The organism is Thermomonas hydrothermalis (assembly GCF_900129205.1).
Taxonomy (GTDB): Bacteria; Pseudomonadota; Gammaproteobacteria; order Xanthomonadales; family Xanthomonadaceae; genus Thermomonas; species Thermomonas hydrothermalis.
On the sequence record NZ_FQUK01000003.1, the window covers coordinates 85,663 to 102,875 of the forward strand.

At 64.8% G+C, this 17,213-nt stretch carries 19 protein-coding genes; 4 read left to right on the plus strand and 15 right to left on the minus strand.

Features of this window, described 5'->3' with window-relative positions:
* Positions 1-3: 3 nt before the first annotated feature.
* Genes nuoK through BUA29_RS01540 form a run of 11 tightly spaced genes read right to left on the minus strand, consistent with a single transcriptional unit; the run spans position 4 to position 9,711 of the window.
* Positions 4-327, minus strand: a complete 324-nt coding sequence (nuoK, locus tag BUA29_RS01490; RefSeq protein WP_072754865.1) for an NADH-quinone oxidoreductase subunit NuoK — start codon at positions 325-327, stop codon at positions 4-6.
* Positions 324-965: an NADH-quinone oxidoreductase subunit J gene (locus BUA29_RS01495; RefSeq protein ID WP_072754866.1), complete on the minus strand. Its 642-nt coding sequence runs from the start codon at positions 963-965 to the stop codon at positions 324-326. The genes nuoK and BUA29_RS01495 overlap by 4 nt, the downstream gene beginning before the upstream one ends.
* 12 nt (positions 966-977) lie before the next feature.
* Positions 978-1,469 carry an NADH-quinone oxidoreductase subunit NuoI gene (nuoI, locus tag BUA29_RS01500; protein ID WP_072754867.1) on the minus strand — a complete coding sequence of 164 codons (492 nt, stop codon included), beginning with the start codon at positions 1,467-1,469 and terminating at the stop codon, positions 978-980.
* Positions 1,466-2,533 (minus strand): NADH-quinone oxidoreductase subunit NuoH, encoded by a 1,068-nt coding sequence (gene nuoH / locus BUA29_RS01505; RefSeq protein ID WP_143148766.1) that lies wholly within the window; start codon positions 2,531-2,533, stop codon positions 1,466-1,468. Before nuoH ends, nuoI begins: the two co-directional genes overlap by 4 nt.
* Positions 2,534-2,568: 35 nt before the next feature.
* Complete coding sequence (gene nuoG, locus BUA29_RS01510) at positions 2,569-4,815, minus strand: NADH-quinone oxidoreductase subunit NuoG (RefSeq protein WP_072754868.1); 2,247 nt, start codon at positions 4,813-4,815, stop codon at positions 2,569-2,571.
* A complete protein-coding gene (nuoF, locus tag BUA29_RS01515) occupies positions 4,812-6,179 on the minus strand; it encodes an NADH-quinone oxidoreductase subunit NuoF (protein WP_072754869.1) in 1,368 nt (455 codons plus the stop codon). The genes nuoG and nuoF overlap by 4 nt, the downstream gene beginning before the upstream one ends.
* Complete coding sequence (gene nuoE, locus BUA29_RS01520; RefSeq protein WP_072754870.1) at positions 6,179-6,706, minus strand: NADH-quinone oxidoreductase subunit NuoE; 528 nt, start codon at positions 6,704-6,706, stop codon at positions 6,179-6,181. The genes nuoF and nuoE overlap by 1 nt, the downstream gene beginning before the upstream one ends.
* A complete protein-coding gene (locus BUA29_RS01525; protein ID WP_072754871.1) occupies positions 6,703-8,013 on the minus strand; it encodes an NADH-quinone oxidoreductase subunit D in 1,311 nt (436 codons plus the stop codon). The genes nuoE and BUA29_RS01525 overlap by 4 nt, the downstream gene beginning before the upstream one ends.
* Positions 8,010-8,771 carry an NADH-quinone oxidoreductase subunit C gene (locus BUA29_RS01530; RefSeq protein WP_072754872.1) on the minus strand — a complete coding sequence of 254 codons (762 nt, stop codon included), beginning with the start codon at positions 8,769-8,771 and terminating at the stop codon, positions 8,010-8,012. Before BUA29_RS01530 ends, BUA29_RS01525 begins: the two co-directional genes overlap by 4 nt.
* Positions 8,768-9,358 (minus strand): NuoB/complex I 20 kDa subunit family protein, encoded by a 591-nt coding sequence (locus BUA29_RS01535; protein ID WP_072754873.1) that lies wholly within the window; start codon positions 9,356-9,358, stop codon positions 8,768-8,770. Before BUA29_RS01535 ends, BUA29_RS01530 begins: the two co-directional genes overlap by 4 nt.
* Positions 9,355-9,711, minus strand: a complete 357-nt coding sequence (locus tag BUA29_RS01540; RefSeq protein WP_072754874.1) for an NADH-quinone oxidoreductase subunit A — start codon at positions 9,709-9,711, stop codon at positions 9,355-9,357. The genes BUA29_RS01535 and BUA29_RS01540 overlap by 4 nt, the downstream gene beginning before the upstream one ends.
* Before the next feature lie 297 nt (positions 9,712-10,008).
* Between BUA29_RS01540 and BUA29_RS01545 the strand changes: the two genes are divergently transcribed.
* A complete protein-coding gene (locus tag BUA29_RS01545; RefSeq protein WP_072754875.1) occupies positions 10,009-11,778 on the plus strand; it encodes a DEAD/DEAH box helicase in 1,770 nt (589 codons plus the stop codon).
* A 73-nt stretch (positions 11,779-11,851) separates the two neighbouring features.
* Here BUA29_RS01545 and BUA29_RS11940 read toward each other — a convergent pair whose 3' ends face one another.
* Both BUA29_RS11940 and BUA29_RS01550 read right to left on the minus strand, forming a co-directional pair.
* A complete protein-coding gene (locus BUA29_RS11940; protein ID WP_143148763.1) occupies positions 11,852-12,007 on the minus strand; it encodes a DUF4175 domain-containing protein in 156 nt (51 codons plus the stop codon).
* Positions 12,004-12,765, minus strand: a complete 762-nt coding sequence (locus tag BUA29_RS01550) for a sulfurtransferase (protein ID WP_072754891.1) — start codon at positions 12,763-12,765, stop codon at positions 12,004-12,006. Before BUA29_RS01550 ends, BUA29_RS11940 begins: the two co-directional genes overlap by 4 nt.
* 233 nt (positions 12,766-12,998) lie before the next feature.
* On the opposite strand from BUA29_RS01550, the gene BUA29_RS01555 reads away from it, so the two are divergent.
* Both BUA29_RS01555 and BUA29_RS01560 read left to right on the plus strand, forming a co-directional pair.
* On the plus strand, positions 12,999-14,297 hold the full coding sequence (locus BUA29_RS01555) for a serine/threonine-protein kinase (protein ID WP_072754876.1): 1,299 nt from the start codon (positions 12,999-13,001) through the stop codon (positions 14,295-14,297).
* A 111-nt stretch (positions 14,298-14,408) separates the two neighbouring features.
* Positions 14,409-14,960, plus strand: a complete 552-nt coding sequence (locus BUA29_RS01560) for a peroxiredoxin (RefSeq protein ID WP_072754877.1) — start codon at positions 14,409-14,411, stop codon at positions 14,958-14,960.
* A 110-nt stretch (positions 14,961-15,070) separates the two neighbouring features.
* On the opposite strand, the gene BUA29_RS01565 is transcribed toward BUA29_RS01560, so the two are convergent.
* Both BUA29_RS01565 and BUA29_RS01570 read right to left on the minus strand, forming a co-directional pair.
* Positions 15,071-15,253 carry a YgaP family membrane protein gene (locus tag BUA29_RS01565; RefSeq protein ID WP_072754878.1) on the minus strand — a complete coding sequence of 61 codons (183 nt, stop codon included), beginning with the start codon at positions 15,251-15,253 and terminating at the stop codon, positions 15,071-15,073.
* 74 nt (positions 15,254-15,327) lie between these two features.
* Positions 15,328-16,893 (minus strand): M13 family metallopeptidase, encoded by a 1,566-nt coding sequence (locus BUA29_RS01570; protein ID WP_072754879.1) that lies wholly within the window; start codon positions 16,891-16,893, stop codon positions 15,328-15,330.
* A 62-nt stretch (positions 16,894-16,955) separates the two neighbouring features.
* Between BUA29_RS01570 and BUA29_RS01575 the strand changes: the two genes are divergently transcribed.
* Positions 16,956-17,213 (plus strand): transposase family protein (locus BUA29_RS01575; protein WP_143148764.1); only part of this gene is annotated, 258 nt, incomplete at its 3' end.

A 17,213-nucleotide genomic window follows, 5' to 3' on the forward strand; every position in this document is an offset into this window, starting at 1 on the left:
CCGTCAGCCCTTCAAACTGTCGATATCCGCAACGTCGATCGTGCGGCGGTTACGGAACAGGGTCACCAGGATCGCCAGGCCAATCGCCGCTTCCGCGGCGGCCACGGTCAGGATGAAAAACACGAACACCTGGCCGGCCGCATCACCCAGCGCGCGCGAGAACGCGACGAAGTTGATGTTCACAGAGAGCAGCATCAGCTCCAGCGACACCAGCAACATGATCACGTTCTTGCGGTTGAGGAACAGGCCGGCCACGCTGATGCAGAACAGCACCGCGCCGAGCGCCAGATAGTGGCCCAGCGTCAGGGAAGAAATCAGCGGATTCATCGGGCACCCTCCCCGCTCTCGTCCTTGGCGGCCGCCACTTCAGCCGGCATCTTCACCATGCGCAGCCGGTCGGCTGCACGCACCCGCACCTGCTCGGACGGATCCTGGTGGCGTACACCCGGACGCCGCCGCAGGGTCAGCATGACCGCCGCCACCACCGCCACCGTCAGGATCACCGCCGCGACCTCGAATGGCAGCAGGAAATCGGTAAACAGCGCGCGGGCCAGCCAGGTGGTGTTGGGAACGTCAGCCGAAACGGCCGCATTTTCAGCCAGCGGTGTCTGCAGCGCGCTGCGCACGCCGATCAGCGCCAGCATTTCCACCAGCATCGCCACCGCCACCAGCAAACCCACCGGCAGGTAGCGCACATACCCCTGACGCAGTGGCGCCTTGTCCATGTCCAGCATCATCACCACGAACAGGAACAGCACCATCACCGCGCCGACGTAGACCAGCACCAGCGCGATACCGAGGAACTCGATGCCACCGACGATCCAGGTGCAGGCCACCGAGAAGAAGGTCAGCACCAGCCACAGCACGGCATGCACCGGGTTGCGGGCGGCGATTGTCGCCAGCGCCGCGATTGCGGCCACTGCGGCAAAGCCGAGAAAGGCAAGGGTTGGGAAATCGAGAGCCATGCGTGTCCTGCCTCAACGATAAGGGGCGTCGGCGGCGCGACGTTCGGCGATCTCCGCCTCCAAGCGGTCGCCGATGGCCAGCAACTGCGGCTTGGTCAGGATGTTCTGGCCGCGCCGATCGAAGTGGTACTCGTGCACGTGCGTTTCCACGATCGAGTCGGTCGGGCAGGATTCCTCGCAGAAGCCGCAGAAGATGCACTTGAACAGGTCGATCTCGTAGCGGGTGGTCCGGCGACTGCCGTCATCCGCACGCGGGCCGGCCTCGATGGTGATGGCCAGTGCCGGGCAGACGGCCTCGCACAGCTTGCAGGCGATGCAACGCTCCTCGCCATTGGGATAGCGGCGCAGGGCATGCACGCCACGGAAGCGCGGCGACTGCGGGAACTTTTCCATCGGGTACATCAGGGTGTACTTGGGACGGAACAGATACTTCAGGGTCAGCCACAGGCCACCCAGCAGTTCCAGCAGTAGCAGGCTCTTGAGGTAGGAAATGATCCTGTTCATGCCATCGCCCCCGTGGCGTTGCCGATCACGCCGAAATACACCAGCAGCGCAGTGACGAAGATCCAGGTCAGCGTGATCGGAATGAACACCTTCCAGCCCAGCCGCATGATCTGGTCATAGCGATAGCGCGGGAAGGCAGCGCGGAACCAGATGAAGCAGGTGGCAAAGAAGAACACCTTGGCAAACAGCCACCACCAGCCATCCACCGACAGCAGCGGGATGCCCCAGCCGTGGAACGGGCTCAACCAGCCGCCGAGGAAGAAGATCGAAGTCAGGAAACTGACCAGCAGCATGTTGGCGTATTCGGCCAGGAAGAACAGCGCAAACTGCGAGCCGGAGTACTCCACCATGTGACCGGCAACGATTTCCGACTCACCCTCCACCACGTCGAACGGCGCACGGTTGGTCTCGGCCACACCGGAGATGAAATACACCACGAACAGCGGCAGCAGCGGCAGCCAGAACCAGCTGAGGAAACCGTGACCGGCCTGCGCTTTCACGATCTCCGAGAGGTTTAAGCTTCCAGCGGCGATCAGCACGCCGACCAGGGCAAAGCCCATCGCGATTTCATAGCTGATCATCTGCGCCGAGGCACGCATGGCGCCCAAAAACGCGTATTTGGAGTTGGATGCCCAACCGGCCAGGATGATCCCGTAGATGCCCAGGCCGGTCATCGCCAGCAGATACAGCATGCCGGCATTGACATTGGCCAACACCACACGGTCATCGAACGGCACCACGGCCCAGGCGGCAAACGCCGGCACCAGGCCCAGCAGCGGCGCCAGCCGGTACAGCACCGGATGGGCGGCAGTCGGCTGCACCACTTCCTTGAACAGCAGCTTGAACACGTCGGCAAATGCCTGCAACACGCCCCAGCCGACGTACATGGGCCCGTGGCGGACGTGCATCCAACCGATCACCTTGCGCTCCCAGACCACATAGAACGCGACCGTGATGATGACCGGCATGGTGATCGCCAGGATCTTGAGCACGATCCAGAGCAGCAGCCCCGGCGTTCCCAGCGACAGCAGCGCCGCCTGCAGCGGCTCGATGACGTATTGCATCAACGGATTGGCAGACATGGAATGAAAGGCCAGGCTCATACGGCGGCCACCTCCAGGCGGGCGGACGCCAGCAGTGGCGCAGTCGCGCCATGACCGGACTCGATCCAGACACAGCCCTGAGCCACGCGCGCATCCACCTTGACCGGCAAGGTGGCGCTACCGGCGGCGGTCGCAAAGCGAGCCATCGCGCCCTCCATCAGACCGAGCGCCGAAGCATCGGCCGGGTTGAGTGTAGCGTGCGGGCCGGCGTTGAGCGGATGCAGCTGCAAGGCAGTCGCGCGGCGGATCACCGCATCAACGCGGTAGATCGCCGGTGAAACGGCCAGCTCCAGCCCATGCGCGGCGGTCGCTTCGGCAGCCGGGGCGGCTCCGTTCCCTGCCACATGCACAGGTCGAGCGGTCATCTCTGCGCGCAGACCGTCCAGATCGGTGAACTCAAAGCCCTTCAGCGCCAGCAGGCCGCCCAGCGCACGCAGCACCTTCCAGCCGGGACGCGCCTGACCTGGCAGACGTGCCGCCGCCACTGCCTGCTGCTCCAACCCGTCGAGATTGGTCAGGGTGGCATCGATTTCCGGCAGCAGACCGATCGGCAGGATCACCTCGGCCACCGCACGGGTGGAGGCACAGGCGAAATGGCTGAGCGCCACCACGCGCGCCGCCCCCAGCGCCTTCAGGGCAGCCGGTTGATCGGCAAAATCCAGCCCCGGCTCGATCCCGTACAGCAGGTAAGCCTGACGCGGAGCACGCAGCATGGCCTGGGCATCCAGACCACGCGGCAACACGCCCTGCCGGCTCAGACCGAGCGCATTGGCGCCCTGCGGAATGCGGCAGAGCTTGGCATTCTTGGCCGCGGCAAACTCGGCCGCCGCCTTGCGGATGGCCGCTGCATACGGGCCGTTTTCCGCCACCGCGCCCACGATCACTGCGCTGCGGGCAGCCTCGCCGATCTCCAGCTGCGCCAGCGTGGCGGCAATGCGGGACGGCGGCACGATGTGCTTGCCGGTAATAGCGAAGGTGAAGTCGAAGTCCACCGGATTGACCACGTGGACCTTGGCCCCGCGCTTGACCGCCTTGCGGATGCGCTGGTGCAACAGCGGCACTTCGTGGCGGATGTTGGAGCCCACGATGACGATGGCATCGGCGTGTTCGATCTCCGCGACCGGCATGCCGAAGGCATCGGCATGGGCACCATCGGACAGGTCGAGCTGGCCGATGCGGTGATCGAGATTGCCACTGCCCAGACCCTCGGCCAGGCGCGCCAGCAGCGCCCCTTCCTCGTTCGAAGTGGCCGGGTGGACCAGCACGCCCAGGGCATCGCCCGCGTGCGCCTTGAGAATGTCCGCAACCCGCGCCAGCGCTTCGTCCCAGGACGCTTCGCGGAACCCGTCACCATCACGGATCAGCGGCACCGTGGCGCGGTCTTCGGCATACAGGCCTTCATGGGCGTAACGGTCGCGGTCGGACAGCCAGCACTCGTTCACCGCCTCGTTGTCGCGCGGGACACTGCGCAGCAGTTCACCGCGGCGGACGTGGTGGAACAGGTTGCTGCCCAGCGCATCGTGATAGCCCAGCGATGGCCGGGCGATCAGCTCCCAGGGACGCGCCTTGAAGCGATACACCTTGTTGGTCAGCGCACCGACCGGGCAGACGTCGATCACGTTGCCGGACAGCTCGGTCATCAACGGCTGGCCATCGTAGGTGCCGATCTGCAGGTTTTCGCCGCGCTGCATACCGCCCAGCTCATACGTGCCGGCGATCTCGGCCGTGAAGCGCACGCAGCGGGTGCACTGGATGCAGCGGGTCATCTCGGTGGCCACCAGCGGGCCCAGATCTTCATCCGGCACCACCCGCTTGCGCTCGACAAACCGGCTGACCGAGCGGCCATAGCCAAGCGAAAGGTCCTGCAGCTCGCACTCACCGCCCTGGTCGCAAATCGGGCAGTCCAGCGGATGGTTGATCAGCAGGAACTCCATCACGTTGCGCTGCGCCTTGAGCGCCTTTTCGTTGCGGGTGAACACCCGCATGCCGTCCATCACCGGGGTGGCGCAGGCCGGCGACGGCTTGGGCGCCGGGCGCCCGCCGATTTCGGTATCGACCAGGCACATGCGGCAGTTGGCAGCGATCGGCAGCTTCTCGTGATAGCAGAAGCGCGGAATCGGGATGCCGGCTTTGTCAGCGACCTGGATGATCATTGCGCCCTTGGGCGCAGCCAGCTCGACGCCGTCGATGAAGACGGTGACGTGATCGGGCGGCAGGTTGGGATTGACGGGTTGTGCGCTCACGCGACCACCTTCTCGGACGTGACCAGCGTGCCGGCGCGTTCGTCATCGACGTAGAACCGCTTGTGCACGATGGCGTATTCGAACTCATGCCAGAAATGGCGCAAAAAGCCCTGCACCGGCCAGGCGGCTGCCTCACCGAACGCGCAGATGGTGTGGCCTTCGATCTGCCCGGCGGCAGCACGCAGCATGCGCAGATCGTCGAGGGTCGCCTCGAAGTTCACGATCCGGCTGAGCATGCGATACATCCAGCCGGTGCCCTCACGGCAGGGCGTGCACTGGCCGCAGCTTTCGGCCTTGTAGAAGCGGGCGATGCGATGGCACGCACGCACCATGCAGGTGGTTTCGTCCATCACGATCACCGCACCCGAGCCGAGGCCAGAACCGGCTTTCTGGATGCTGTCGTAATCCATGGTCAGGCCCAGCATCACCTCGCCCGGCAGCACCGGCATCGAGGAGCCGCCCGGAATCACCGCCTTCAAGCGGCGTCCGCCACGCACCCCGCCAGCCATTGCCAGCAGCTCGGTGAAAGGCGTTCCGAGGCGGATTTCGTAGTTGCCGGGATTGTTCACATGACCCGACACCGAAAAAATCTTGCAGCCGCCGTTATTGGGCTTGCCCAGACCCATGAACCAGTCCGGCCCGTTGCGGATGATGGCCGGCACCGACGCATAGGTTTCGGTGTTGTTGATGGTGGTCGGCTTGCCGTACAGGCCGAAATTGGCAGGGAACGGCGGCTTGAAGCGCGGCTGGCCCTTCTTGCCTTCCAGCGACTCCATCAGGGCGGTTTCCTCGCCACAGATGTAGGCACCAGCACCCAGCACGTTGTAGATATCGATATCAACGCCGGAGCCGAGGATGTTCTTGCCCAGCCAGCCATGCTTGTAGGCTTCGGCCAGCGCCTCCTCCATGTGCTCGAACGGCTCATGGTGGAACTCACCGCGCATGTAGTTGTAGGCCACGGTGCTACCGGTGGCGTAGCAGGCAATCGCCATCCCCTCGAGCACCGCGTGCGGGTTGTAGCGCAGGATGTCGCGATCCTTGCAGGTGCCGGGCTCGGATTCGTCCGAGTTGCACAAAATGTACTTCTGCCCCGGCCCCTTGGGCATGAAGCTCCACTTCAGCCCGGTCGGGAAACCGGCACCGCCGCGGCCACGCAGGCCGGAGGCCTTGACCATCTCGATGATATCGGCCGGCGGGATCTTCTCGGTCAGCACCTTGCGCAGCGCCTGGTAGCCGCCGGTCTTGAGGTAGTTCTCGTAGGACCAGGGCTTGTCGAAGTGCAGCGTCGTATAGACCGCCTGATGCTCCTTCGGCGCCGAACCAACGGGGCCGTAGCCTTCCGAATAGTGCGAATGTCCGCCCATCACTTCAGTCCATCCAGCAGCTCATCGACCTTTTCCGGCGTGAGCTTTTCGTGGTAATGCCCATTGATGACCACCACCGGCGCCCCGCAGCAGGCGGCCACGCATTCTTCCTCGCGCTTGAGGTAGATGCGGCCATCGGCGGTGGACTCGCCCAACTTGCAGCCGAGCTTCTTCTCGGCATGCGCGACCAGATCCTCGGCACCATTGAGCCAGCAGCTGATGTTGGTGCAGAAGGCAACGTTGTTGCGGCCGACCTTGCGGGTCTCGAACATCGAGTAGAAGGTGGCAACCTCGTATGCCCACACCGGAGGAATGTCCAGATAACGGGCCACTGCAGCGATCAGCTCATCAGTCAGCCAGCCACCGTTCTGCTCCTGCGCGGCAAACAGCCCCTGCAGCACGGCAGAGCGCTTGCGATCCGGCGGAAACTTGGTCAGCCAGTGATCAATATGGGCGCGGGTGGCCTCCGACAGCACCTGCATCGGATCCACGTTGCGGCACGCCTCGAAATTACCGGTTGCTTTCATCGGTCGATCTCACCAAAGACGATGTCGTAGGTGCCGATCATCGCCACCACGTCCGCCAGCATGTGCCCTTTGACGATTTCATCCATCGACGACAGATGGGCAAACCCCGGCGCGCGCAGATGCACGCGGAACGGCTTGTTGGCGCCGTCACTGATCAGGTAGCAGCCAAACTCACCCTTGGGCGCTTCCACCGCGGCGTAGGTTTCACCGGCTGGCACGCAGTAGCCTTCGGTGAACAGTTTGAAGTGGTGGATCAGCGCCTCCATGCTCTGCTTCATCTCCGCGCGCGGCGGCGGAGCCACCTTGTAGTTGTCCAGCATCACCGGGCCTGGATTGGCTTTCAGCCATTTCACGCACTGGGCGATGATGCGGTTGGACTGGCGCATCTCCGCCATCCGCACCAGATAGCGGTCATAACAGTCACCATTGCTGCCCACCGGGATGTCGAAATCGACCTCGGCGTACTTGGCATACGGCTGCTTCTTGCGCAGATCCCAGGCGATACCGGAACCACGCAGCATCGGGCCGCTCATGCCCCAGGCCTTGGCCTGCTCCGGGGTCACCACACCGATCCCAACGGTACGCTGCTTCCAGATGCGGTTGTCGGTGAGCAGGGTTTCGTACTCGTCGAGCCGCTTCGGGAAGTCTTCCGTAAAGTGCTCCAGGTAGTCCAGCAGCGAACCTTCGCGCCATTCGTTGAAGCGCTTGAGCTTGTTGCCCTTACGCCACGGAGACTCCTGATATTTGGGCATCTGCGCCGGCAGATCACGATAGACGCCACCGGGCCGGTAGTAGGCCGCGTGCATGCGTGCGCCGCTGACCGCTTCGTAGCAGTCCATCAGCTCCTCACGCTCGCGGAAGGCGTACAGAAACACCGCCATCGCACCCAGATCGAGCGCATTGGAACCCACCCACATCAGATGATTGAGGATGCGGGTGATCTCGTCGAACATGGTGCGGATCCACTGCGCCCGTTCCGGCGCTTCGATCCCCAGCAGAGTCTCGATGGCACGCACGTAGGCGTGCTCGTTGCACATCATCGAGACGTAGTCGAGCCGGTCCATGTAGCCAATCGACTGGTTGAACGGCTTGGACTCCGCCAGCTTCTCAGTGCCGCGATGCAGCAGGCCGACATGCGGATCGGCGCGGCGCACGACCTCGCCATCCATTTCCAGGATCAACCGCAGCACGCCGTGCGCAGCCGGGTGCTGCGGGCCAAAGTTCAGGGTGTAGTTGCGGATTTCCTGCTGCGCCTCGGCCGGGTTGCTGGCCAGAGTGTCGCTGCTGGGCACAAGCTGCACGCTCATCGCCGCACCTCCCGCTCCAGGATGCGCTCACGCCGCTCGGCCTCAGCGGTGAGCAGGTCGGCATCATTGCGGATCACCCGGGCCACGCCCACGCGCGGCTCGACGCTGGTGACAGGCTCATACACCACGCGCTGTTTCTCCTCGTCGTAGCGCACTTCGACATTGCCGATCAACGGGAAGTCCTTGCGGAACGGATGACCGACAAACCCGTAGTCGGTCAGGATCCGGCGCAGATCCGGATGCCCTTCGAACACGATCCCGAACAGGTCAAAGGCTTCTCGCTCGAACCAGTTGGCGCCGCGCCACACGGAAGTGACCGACGGCACCACCGGCAAACCGTCATCCGGCGCGAAGCAACGGGCGCGCAGCCGCAGGTTACGAGTGATCGACAACAGGTGCAGGACGACGGCGAAACGTCGGGTGGGACGCTCGTCGGGCAGCATCGACACCGGCTCCTCAACCTGATGCGCCGGACGCTGCCCCCAGGCAAACCGGCCCGGCCCCTGCCCTTCGACGCCGCGACTGAACCCTTCCGAGGACACCCCTTCGGTATCCCATTCGTCGCAGCCATAACCCAGATAATCGACCCCGCACAGGTCGATGAAGGTGTCGAAACCGAAGTCATCGCGCAGCGCGCGGGCGGTCGCCAGCCAGTCGGCCGCGGCAACTTCCAGGGTGACTTCGCCGCGCGGCTGGGCCACCTGCACGGCCGCCTCGCCAAAGCGGGCCACCAACTCATTGACCAGGGTCGTGCTCATGCGCGCGCACCCTCCGGACGCGGCCGGCGCGAGAACGGATTCTGTTCCATGCGTCGGATCTTCTTCTGCAACTGCAGGATGCCGTACACCAGCGCCTCGGCGGTCGGCGGGCAGCCCGGCACGTACACATCGACCGGCACGATCCGGTCGCAGCCGCGCACCACTGAATACGAATAGTGGTAGTAGCCGCCACCATTGGCGCAGCTGCCCATCGAGATCACCCACTTCGGGTCGGGCATCTGGTCATAGACCTTGCGCAGCGCCGGCGCCATTTTGTTGACCAGCGTGCCAGCCACGATCATCACGTCGGACTGACGCGGCGACGGCCGGAACACCACGCCGTAGCGATCGAGGTCGAGGCGCGCCGCGCCGGCGTGCATCATCTCCACCGCGCAGCAGGCCAGACCAAAGGTCATCGGCCACATCGAGCCAGTGCGCGCCCAGTTCCACAGCGCGTCCAGGCTGGTGGTGACAAACCCGTCACGCAGCAGCGGATTGTCCGCCCCAGGCCGCAGGATGTCGTCCAGCCGCCCCTCGGGCAGCGGATTGCTGGCGGCCTCCAAAACTGTCTGGATGATGTTGCTCATTCCCACTCCAGCGCGCCGCGCTTCCACACGTACACGAAGCCGATCACCAGCAGCGCAAGAAACACGCCCATCTCGATCAGGCCAAACACCCCCAGCTCGCGGAACACCACGGCCCAGGGGAACACGAAGGCGATTTCCAGGTCGAACACGATGAACAGGATCGCGACCAGGTAGTAGCGCACATCAAACGGCATGCGCGCATTCTCGAAGGCCTCGAAGCCACACTCGTAAGGTGAGAGCTTCTCCGCCGACGGACGCTTGGTTCCAAGCACGTTTCCGGCGATGATCAGCGCAATGCCGATCCCGGCGGCGACGATCAAAAACAGCAGGGTGGGCAGATACTCGGCCAGCACGCGTGCCTCTTCTTGTCAGGTCGTGGGCTTGCGGCCAGTCGCGGCCGCGCATCAACAGCCGCGCATTGTAACCGGCAGGATGCGACAACAGCCAGCCCTGCACCCCACAAACAGCGACGAAATGCCCAGTTCGACGGCTTGCCGCCTGCCCGACAGGAACCATTCGCATCCAGACGACAATCTACCCGGAGGCAACCGAGGCTCATCGATGTCACCGACCATTGCCTCAGCCCGGCACCCGGATCCAGCGTACAATGCCACTCTTTCCTTAGCCCGGCGATCCCGCCCAGAGGCATCATGAGCGGCGATTCCGCCCCGTTGCTGTTTTCCGACCTCGGCCTGCCCGAGCCCTTGCTGGCCGCCCTGCGCGACGTCGGCTACGAAACCCCCTCGCCAATCCAGGCCGCGACCATCCCGCCCTTGCTGGCCGGGCGCGACGTGCTGGGTCAGGCCCAGACCGGCACCGGCAAGACCGCCGCCTTCGCCCTGCCGGCGCTGGCGCGGCTGATGCCCACACCCGGCAAGCCGCAGGTGCTGGTGCTGGCCCCGACCCGCGAACTGGCCATCCAGGTTGCGGAAGCCTTCCAGAAATACGCTCACCACATCCCGGGCTTCCACATCCTGCCGATCTATGGCGGCCAGGGCTATGGCCCGCAGTTACAGGCGCTTCGGCGCGGCGTGCACGTGGTGGTGGGAACGCCTGGCCGCGTCATCGACCACCTCGAACGCGGCACGCTGGACCTGTCGGAACTGCGCCTGCTGGTGCTGGACGAAGCCGATGAGATGCTGCGCATGGGCTTCATCGACGACGTCGAGGCGGTTTTGCGGAAAACGCCGGACACCCGCCAGGTCGCACTGTTCTCGGCCACCATGCCAGCGCCGATCAGGCGCATCGCCCAGACCTATCTGCGCGATCCGGTGGAAGTGTCGATCCGCACCCAGACCGTCACGGCCGAACGAATCCGCCAGCGGTACTGGATGGTCAGCGGCATCAACAAGCTCGACGCGCTGACCCGCATTCTGGAAGCCGAGCCGTTCGACGCGATGATCGTGTTTGCCCGCACCAAGCAGGCCACCGAGGAGCTGGCCGAGAAGCTGGCGGCCCGCGGGTTTGCCGCGGCCGCCATCAATGGTGATGTCGAACAGAAACAGCGCGAACGCCTCATCCAGAAGTTCAAGGAGGGCGGGATCGACGTCCTGGTGGCCACCGACGTGGCCGCCCGCGGGCTGGACGTGGAACGGATCAGCCACGTCCTCAACTACGACATCCCCTACGACACCGAAAGCTACGTCCATCGCATCGGCCGGACCGGCCGTGCTGGCCGCAGCGGCGAGGCCATCCTGTTCGTCGCACCGCGTGAACGCGGCATGCTGCGGGCGATCGAACGTGCCACCCGGCAGCCGATTGAACCCATGCAGCTGCCCAGCGTGGAAACCGTCAACGAGCGTCGGGTCGCCAAGTTTCTTGATCGCATCGAAGCCGCACTCGGCAGTGAGGATCTGGGCGTATTCCGCGACATCATCGAACGCTACGAACGCGAGAAGAACGTACCCGCGGTGGAAATCGCCGCGGCACTGGCCAAACTGGTGCAGGGCAAAACCCCGCTGCTGTTGCCGCCAGCCAAGGCAGAACCTGCCGCGCCGCCCTTGTCGCCACGCCCAGCGCGCGCCGAGCGCTCCGAACGCCCCGAGCGCGCGACGCGCACACCACGCCAGGGGCCGCCAGCCGATGTCGTGATGGACACCTATCGGATCGAGGTCGGCCATCGTCATCACGCACAACCCGGCCACATCGTCGGCGCCATCGCCAACGAAGCCGGCCTGGAAAGCCGTTACATCGGTCGTATCGACATCCGCGACGATTACAGCCTGGTCGAGCTGCCCGCCGGGATGCCGCCGGAGTTACTGGCGCATCTGCAAACCACCCGCGTGGCTGGGCGCCCGCTGCGTATGCGGCTGGCCGAGCCTGGCGATCGGGAGGCGCCGCCGCGCAAACGCAACGTCGCACCCACCCGCGCGCCGCGCTCACCGCGCCCCGGCGCCCGCCCGCCACGGCGGTTTTCCTGATCAAATCCGGATCAACTCCCACGCCACTGGCACGGCGGCCGCATCGCCATCACCTGATGGCGATGCCAGGCCATCAAAACGGGAACAAGGGCAGCCCCAGATACGGGTGGATGAACCACCACACGGCGAGCAGCGCGACCGTCCACAGCAGCAGCTTCACCAGCGCGCTGGCGACCTTGAGGGCAAGCCACACCCCCAGCACGATCAGGACAATCGCCACCCAGTTCATGCCGCCTCCTGCGCGTCTTCACCATCCACCAGCGGACGCAGATGCGGATCCAGTGCCACCCGTGCATCAAACACGAAACAGCGCCCGGCATAACCGGCGCCACCGACCTGTTCGAAATATCCCAGGATGCCGTCCTGCAGCTGCAGCAGGTTGTCCATGCCTTCCTGACGCAGCCAGCGTGCTGCCTTTTCACAGCGGATCCCCCCCGTGCAGACGCTCACCACGGTGGCATCACGCAAGGAGGCTCGATGTGGTGCCAATGCCGCGGGCAGCTCGGTGAAGCGGGTGATCGGCAGACTCAACGCCCCTTCGAAGGTGCCATAGGCCACTTCCTGGCGATTGCGGGTATCCAGCACCACCACGCGCCGGCCGGTATCGTCATGCCCCTGTGCAATCCAGCGCGCCAGCGTGACCGGCGCCACTGCCGGTGCGCGCGCATCGGGCGTCATCGGCGCACTGCCTGGCCGGTCGAAGCGGATGATCTCGCGCTTGCACTTGACCTTCAGTCGAGCAAACGGCAGCGAGCGACTCCAGCTTTCCTTGGCATGCAGCCCGGCAAAACGCGGGTCGTCCCGCAGCCTGTCGAGAAACCCCCGCACGGCATCCTGGGCACCCGCCAGAAACAGGTTGATCCCTTCCGGGGCCACCAGCACCGTGCCGCGAAGCGCCGCCGCCTGCGCCCACTGATGCAGGCGCGTGGCCAGCGGCTCGACATCGTCGATGGCGACGAAACGGTAGGCGGCGATATTGAGGATCATCAGGGCGGGCATCCAGCGTCTGGGAATAGCGCATTGTAGAAGCCCCAGGCAGTGCTGCCACTGGCCTGCATGCGCCCGACCGGGTGGGTGCGCGCTTATCCTGCCAAGTTCGACAAAATCTGAACACACACCGACGGCGCCTGAGCAGTAGCGGAAATCTCAGCCACGATTCATCCCGTCCATCGCTAACTGCCGGCATGGGCACCACCACGCCCAGCTTCAGGAGAGCCCCGATGACCCGTTTCACCCGCTCCCGGTCACTGCCCAAGACGCTGCTGCTGGCGACTCTCGCCATGAGTGGCCTGCATCCGGCCATGGCACAGGACGCTGACATCGAACAGCGCGACCGCTGGCAACGCCATACCGAACGCACCCGTGCCCTCCCCGAACAAGAACCCGTCATCGCGCCCGCGCCTGCCCTGCCCCGGGCCAACGCGTCCGTGCCGCAGCCGCGGCCTGCTCCGCCGGCCACAGCAATCGATGTCCAGCCACTCCCGAGCCCATCGCCCGCCCCAGGCTGGAGGATGTCGCGCGGCATGGACGAACCGCGCCGGGAAAACTGGGGGGAGCTGGCACGGCAGCAGCTAGAACGTGAGCGCCCGCCGCAAACACCCCCGCCTCTGCCGCGCGCAGAAGTAGCCTATCCGCCGGCACCGCGGCGCTTGCCGATCGCATCCGACAGTCCGCCAGAACCCCAAGATGCCGAGATGCCGCGCATGGCCGGGCGGGCATCGCGCCAAGTTCCGGAACAACGCGAGGTCACCCCCATGCCCCCGCCCCCGGAACAGCCCGCGCAAACGCCACAGCCACGCAGCCCGCAGGCCTGGGCGATACAGCAGGCACTGGCGCGTGAGCAGGAAAATGCTCGCCGCAATGAGCCGCCGCCGATGCGACCGGGCTGGCCACCAGGCCAGCGCAATGATGAGCACCGGATCCCGGACGCCGAGCGCCAGCGCCGGATTGAGGAACACCACCGGCAATACGCCGAATGGCAGCGCGAGGAAGCCCGCCGCCGTGCCGACTACGACCGTGAGCGCGAACGTCTGGAACGCGAGCGCCGACTCGCCCAGTCCCATTACCAACATGAGTACTGGCGACGCTGGCTGGAGCTGCAACTGCGCTGGAACGATCCGCGCTTTGATCCTGATCTGGATCCGTTCTTCTACACGCCGTACAGCTACCGCTACGCCGTTCAGGGCCGCTGGTACTGGACCAACAGCTATGGCGCCGAGGTCCTGCGGCAGGCGGTGCGCTATGGCTACCGTGAGGGCTGGTATGCCGGACGCGCCGACCGCGAAGACCACTGGCGCTTCGACTACCGCAACAACTACGCCTGGGTGGATGCCAGCTTCGGCTATCCGGGCCGGTATGTCAGCTTCGATGCCTACCGCTACTACTTCCGGCAAGGCTTCGAACGCGGCTACCGCGATGGCTATGCTGGCCGTCCGCAGTACGGCTACTTCATCGATGGCGACGTCGAAATCCTGCCATCGGTTCTGGGGGGCATTCTGACCTTCCGGATCGCGTACTGAGGAATCCCCGAACACGTCGGAGGTTTCTGTCGGCCAAGAATGGCCATCCTGCATCCATCCTGCACCGACAGGCGTACGCTTTGCACATCACGACCACCACAGGAATCCGCCATGCGCCGCACGACTCTGGCTTCTCTGCTCGCCTTGACCCTGCTGCCGCTTGCTGCGCAGGCCGCGCTCAAACCCGGCACGCCGGCGCCGGCGTTCACCGCACCGGCCTATCTGGCCGGCCAGCCGTTCACGTTTGATCTGAAACAGGCCCTGGCCAAAGGCCCGGTCGTGGTCTATTTCTTCCCGGCCGCCTTCACGCCCGGCTGCAATGTCGAAGCCGCCGCATTCTCACGCGCCGTCGACACCTTCAAATCGCACGGGGTGAGCGTGATCGGCGTGACGGCTGGCAACACCGAGCGGTTGGCCGAGTTTTCCAAGGACACGGAAAAATGCGCCGGCAAGTTCCCGGTCGCCGCCGACGAGGGCGCCCGGATCGCACGCCAATATGACGCGGTGATGACCCTGAAGCCGGATCTGTCCAGTCGCACGTCCTACCTGATCGGCCAGGATGGCCGGATCGTGGCCGAATACGATTCGATGAACCCCAACCAGCACGTCAAACAGATGCTCGACGCCGTCCAGGCCCTGCACGCCTCGCCGGCGGCCCGATAAGGGGACAAAAAACTCTGCGCCCGCGACCATGCATCCGGTCGCGGGCGCACGCATCATGCACAAGAGAAAGTCGACACCGAGTCAGGCGTACCGCCAGACTCGGCAGGACTTTAGCGCTTGCAGGTGTTGATGCCGAACACCTTGTAGAGCGGGCAGAAATTGAACAGCCCGGTGGCCAGCGGCACCACCCCGATCCAGGCCCACACCGGCCCGCCCATGACGGCCCAAGCGATCAGGGCCACGCCGAGCGCGATACGTACCCATTTATCGATACCACCCACATTGGCTTGCATGACACTCTCCTCGGGTTTGGACGGATGTTGTCAGTATGCACCCGCCGCCACACCGTGGCGCGGGTTGCGTACTTTTACCAGATTCTCACCCGCTGCTCCGGCGGCAGGTACATGGCATCGCCCGGTTTGACATCGAACGCCTGATACCAGGTATCCAGATTCCGTAGCGGACCATTGGCACGGTACATCACCGGCGAGTGCGGGTCGGTCTTGAGCAGGCGCAGCAGCGCCTCATCACGGTACTTACCCTTCCAGACCTGGGCCCAGGCCAGATAGAAGCGCTGATCCCCGGTCAAACCGTCGATGACCGGCGCCGGCTTGCCGCCCAGGCTGAGGTGATAGGCGGTATAGGCCATCGACAGACCACCCAGATCACCGATGTTTTCGCCCAGGGTGAGCTTGCCGTTGACGCATTGACCGGGCAGCGGGCAATAACCGTCGTATTGCGCTGCCAGGGCCTGGGTGCGCGCCTCAAAACGCGCACGATCCTCGTCGGTCCACCAGTTGCGCTGGATGCCATCGGCGTCGGACTTGCTGCCCTGATCGTCGAATCCGTGCCCCATCTCGTGACCGATCACCGCACCGATCCCGCCGTAGTTGACGGCAGGATCGGCATTCACGTCGAAGAACGGCGGCTGCAGGATGGCCGCCGGGAACACGATTTCATTGAACGCCGCGTTGTAGTAGGCGTTCACCGTCTGCGGGGTCATCCCCCACTCTTCGCGATCGGTCTTCTGCCCGACCCGGCGGTTCATATCCGCCTGGTTGTAGCGGCGCAACGCCATGGCATTGCCCAACAGGTCATCGGCTTTGATGGTGACGCTGGAATAGTCCTTCCATTTCGACGGATAACCGATCTTGGGCCGGAACGTGGACAGCTTGCGCAGGGCCTCGGCCTTGGTTGCAGGCGTCATCCAGTCCAGCTGCTCGATGTTCTGACGCAACGCCGCGCGCAGGTTCTCCACCAGCTGATCCATCGCGGCCTTGGCCTCTGGCTTGAAGTAGCGGGCCACATACAGCTCGCCCATGGCATCACCCAGCCCATTGCGGGCGCCCACCAGCGCCAGCGCACGCTTCCAGTCCTCGCGCTGGGCCTTCTGACCACTGAGCACCTTGCCGTTGAACTCGAACGCCGCCTGGTCGATCTCGCTGCTGAGCAGCTCGGCATTGCCATCGATCGCATGGAAGGTCAGGTAATCACGCCAGACCGAAAGCGGGGTGGCGTCGATCACCGCGATCACCGGCTGGATCACGTCCGGGGTGGCCACATTGAGCTTATCCGGCTGAGGCATTTCCTGTGCCTGCAAGTGGCCCGCCCATTCATAGCCTGGGAACTGCCTGCGCAGCTCGGCGAACGTGAACACGTTGTAGGTCTTGTCGCGGTCGCGCAGCTTGACCCGATCCCACTGCGGCTTGGCCAACGCAGTTTCCAGCGCCATGACCGCCTCGGCACGCGCACGGGCGTCGGCACCGGTCACCCCGGCAAACTCCAGCATGCGCTGGATGTGGGCCACGTAGGCTTCACGGATTTTGGAGAAACGCGGATCCGGGTTGAGGTAGTAATCGCGATCTGGCAACCCCAGGCCACCGACTCCCAGGTTGACCTGATAGTGATCCGGGTCCTTGCGGTCGATTCCCACGTAAAAACGGCTCCATCGCGTCTGGTGTGGAACGGGCCGCCGGATGATGTCAGCCTTGGCGGATGCAAGAACAACTCTTCACCCAGGCTTTGGGGCTGACGCCGCCGTGGGCGGTAGACAGCGTGTCGTTTCGTCCGGATGAGGGGGCGATCCACTTCGAGGTGTCGTGCGATACGGCCCGGCTGGCCTGTCCGGTCTGCGGGGCGGCGGACCAGCCGGTGCACGACCGGGTGGAGCGCACCTGGCAGCATCTGCACTTCTTCCAGTTCAAGGCCTTCATCCACTGCCGGGTGCCGCGCGTGGCCTGCCGCGAGTGCGGC

Excerpts from the sequence above, each read along its gene's own strand:
- BUA29_RS01565 (WP_072754878.1), bottom strand. The coding sequence starts at position 15,253 with ATGCAAGCCAATGTGGGTGGTATCGATAAATGGGTACGTATCGCGCTC.
- nuoK (WP_072754865.1), bottom strand. The coding sequence starts at position 327 with ATGAATCCGCTGATTTCTTCCCTGACGCTGGGCCACTATCTGGCGCTC.
- BUA29_RS01525 (WP_072754871.1), bottom strand. The coding sequence starts at position 8,013 with ATGAGCGTGCAGCTTGTGCCCAGCAGCGACACTCTGGCCAGCAACCCG.
- BUA29_RS11940 (WP_143148763.1), bottom strand. The coding sequence starts at position 12,007 with ATGAACTGGGTGGCGATTGTCCTGATCGTGCTGGGGGTGTGGCTTGCC.
- nuoF (WP_072754869.1), bottom strand. The coding sequence starts at position 6,179 with ATGGGCGGACATTCGCACTATTCGGAAGGCTACGGCCCCGTTGGTTCG.
- BUA29_RS01560 (WP_072754877.1), top strand. The coding sequence starts at position 14,409 with ATGCGCCGCACGACTCTGGCTTCTCTGCTCGCCTTGACCCTGCTGCCG.
- BUA29_RS01495 (WP_072754866.1), bottom strand. The coding sequence starts at position 965 with ATGGCTCTCGATTTCCCAACCCTTGCCTTTCTCGGCTTTGCCGCAGTG.
- nuoH (WP_143148766.1), bottom strand. The coding sequence starts at position 2,533 with ATGCAATACGTCATCGAGCCGCTGCAGGCGGCGCTGCTGTCGCTGGGA.
- BUA29_RS01535 (WP_072754873.1), bottom strand. The coding sequence starts at position 9,358 with ATGAGCAACATCATCCAGACAGTTTTGGAGGCCGCCAGCAATCCGCTG.
- BUA29_RS01550 (WP_072754891.1), bottom strand. The coding sequence starts at position 12,765 with ATGATCCTCAATATCGCCGCCTACCGTTTCGTCGCCATCGACGATGTC.
- nuoE (WP_072754870.1), bottom strand. The coding sequence starts at position 6,706 with ATGAAAGCAACCGGTAATTTCGAGGCGTGCCGCAACGTGGATCCGATG.
- BUA29_RS01555 (WP_072754876.1), top strand. The coding sequence starts at position 12,999 with ATGACCCGTTTCACCCGCTCCCGGTCACTGCCCAAGACGCTGCTGCTG.
- BUA29_RS01530 (WP_072754872.1), bottom strand. The coding sequence starts at position 8,771 with ATGAGCACGACCCTGGTCAATGAGTTGGTGGCCCGCTTTGGCGAGGCG.
- BUA29_RS01545 (WP_072754875.1), top strand. The coding sequence starts at position 10,009 with ATGAGCGGCGATTCCGCCCCGTTGCTGTTTTCCGACCTCGGCCTGCCC.
- nuoI (WP_072754867.1), bottom strand. The coding sequence starts at position 1,469 with ATGAACAGGATCATTTCCTACCTCAAGAGCCTGCTACTGCTGGAACTG.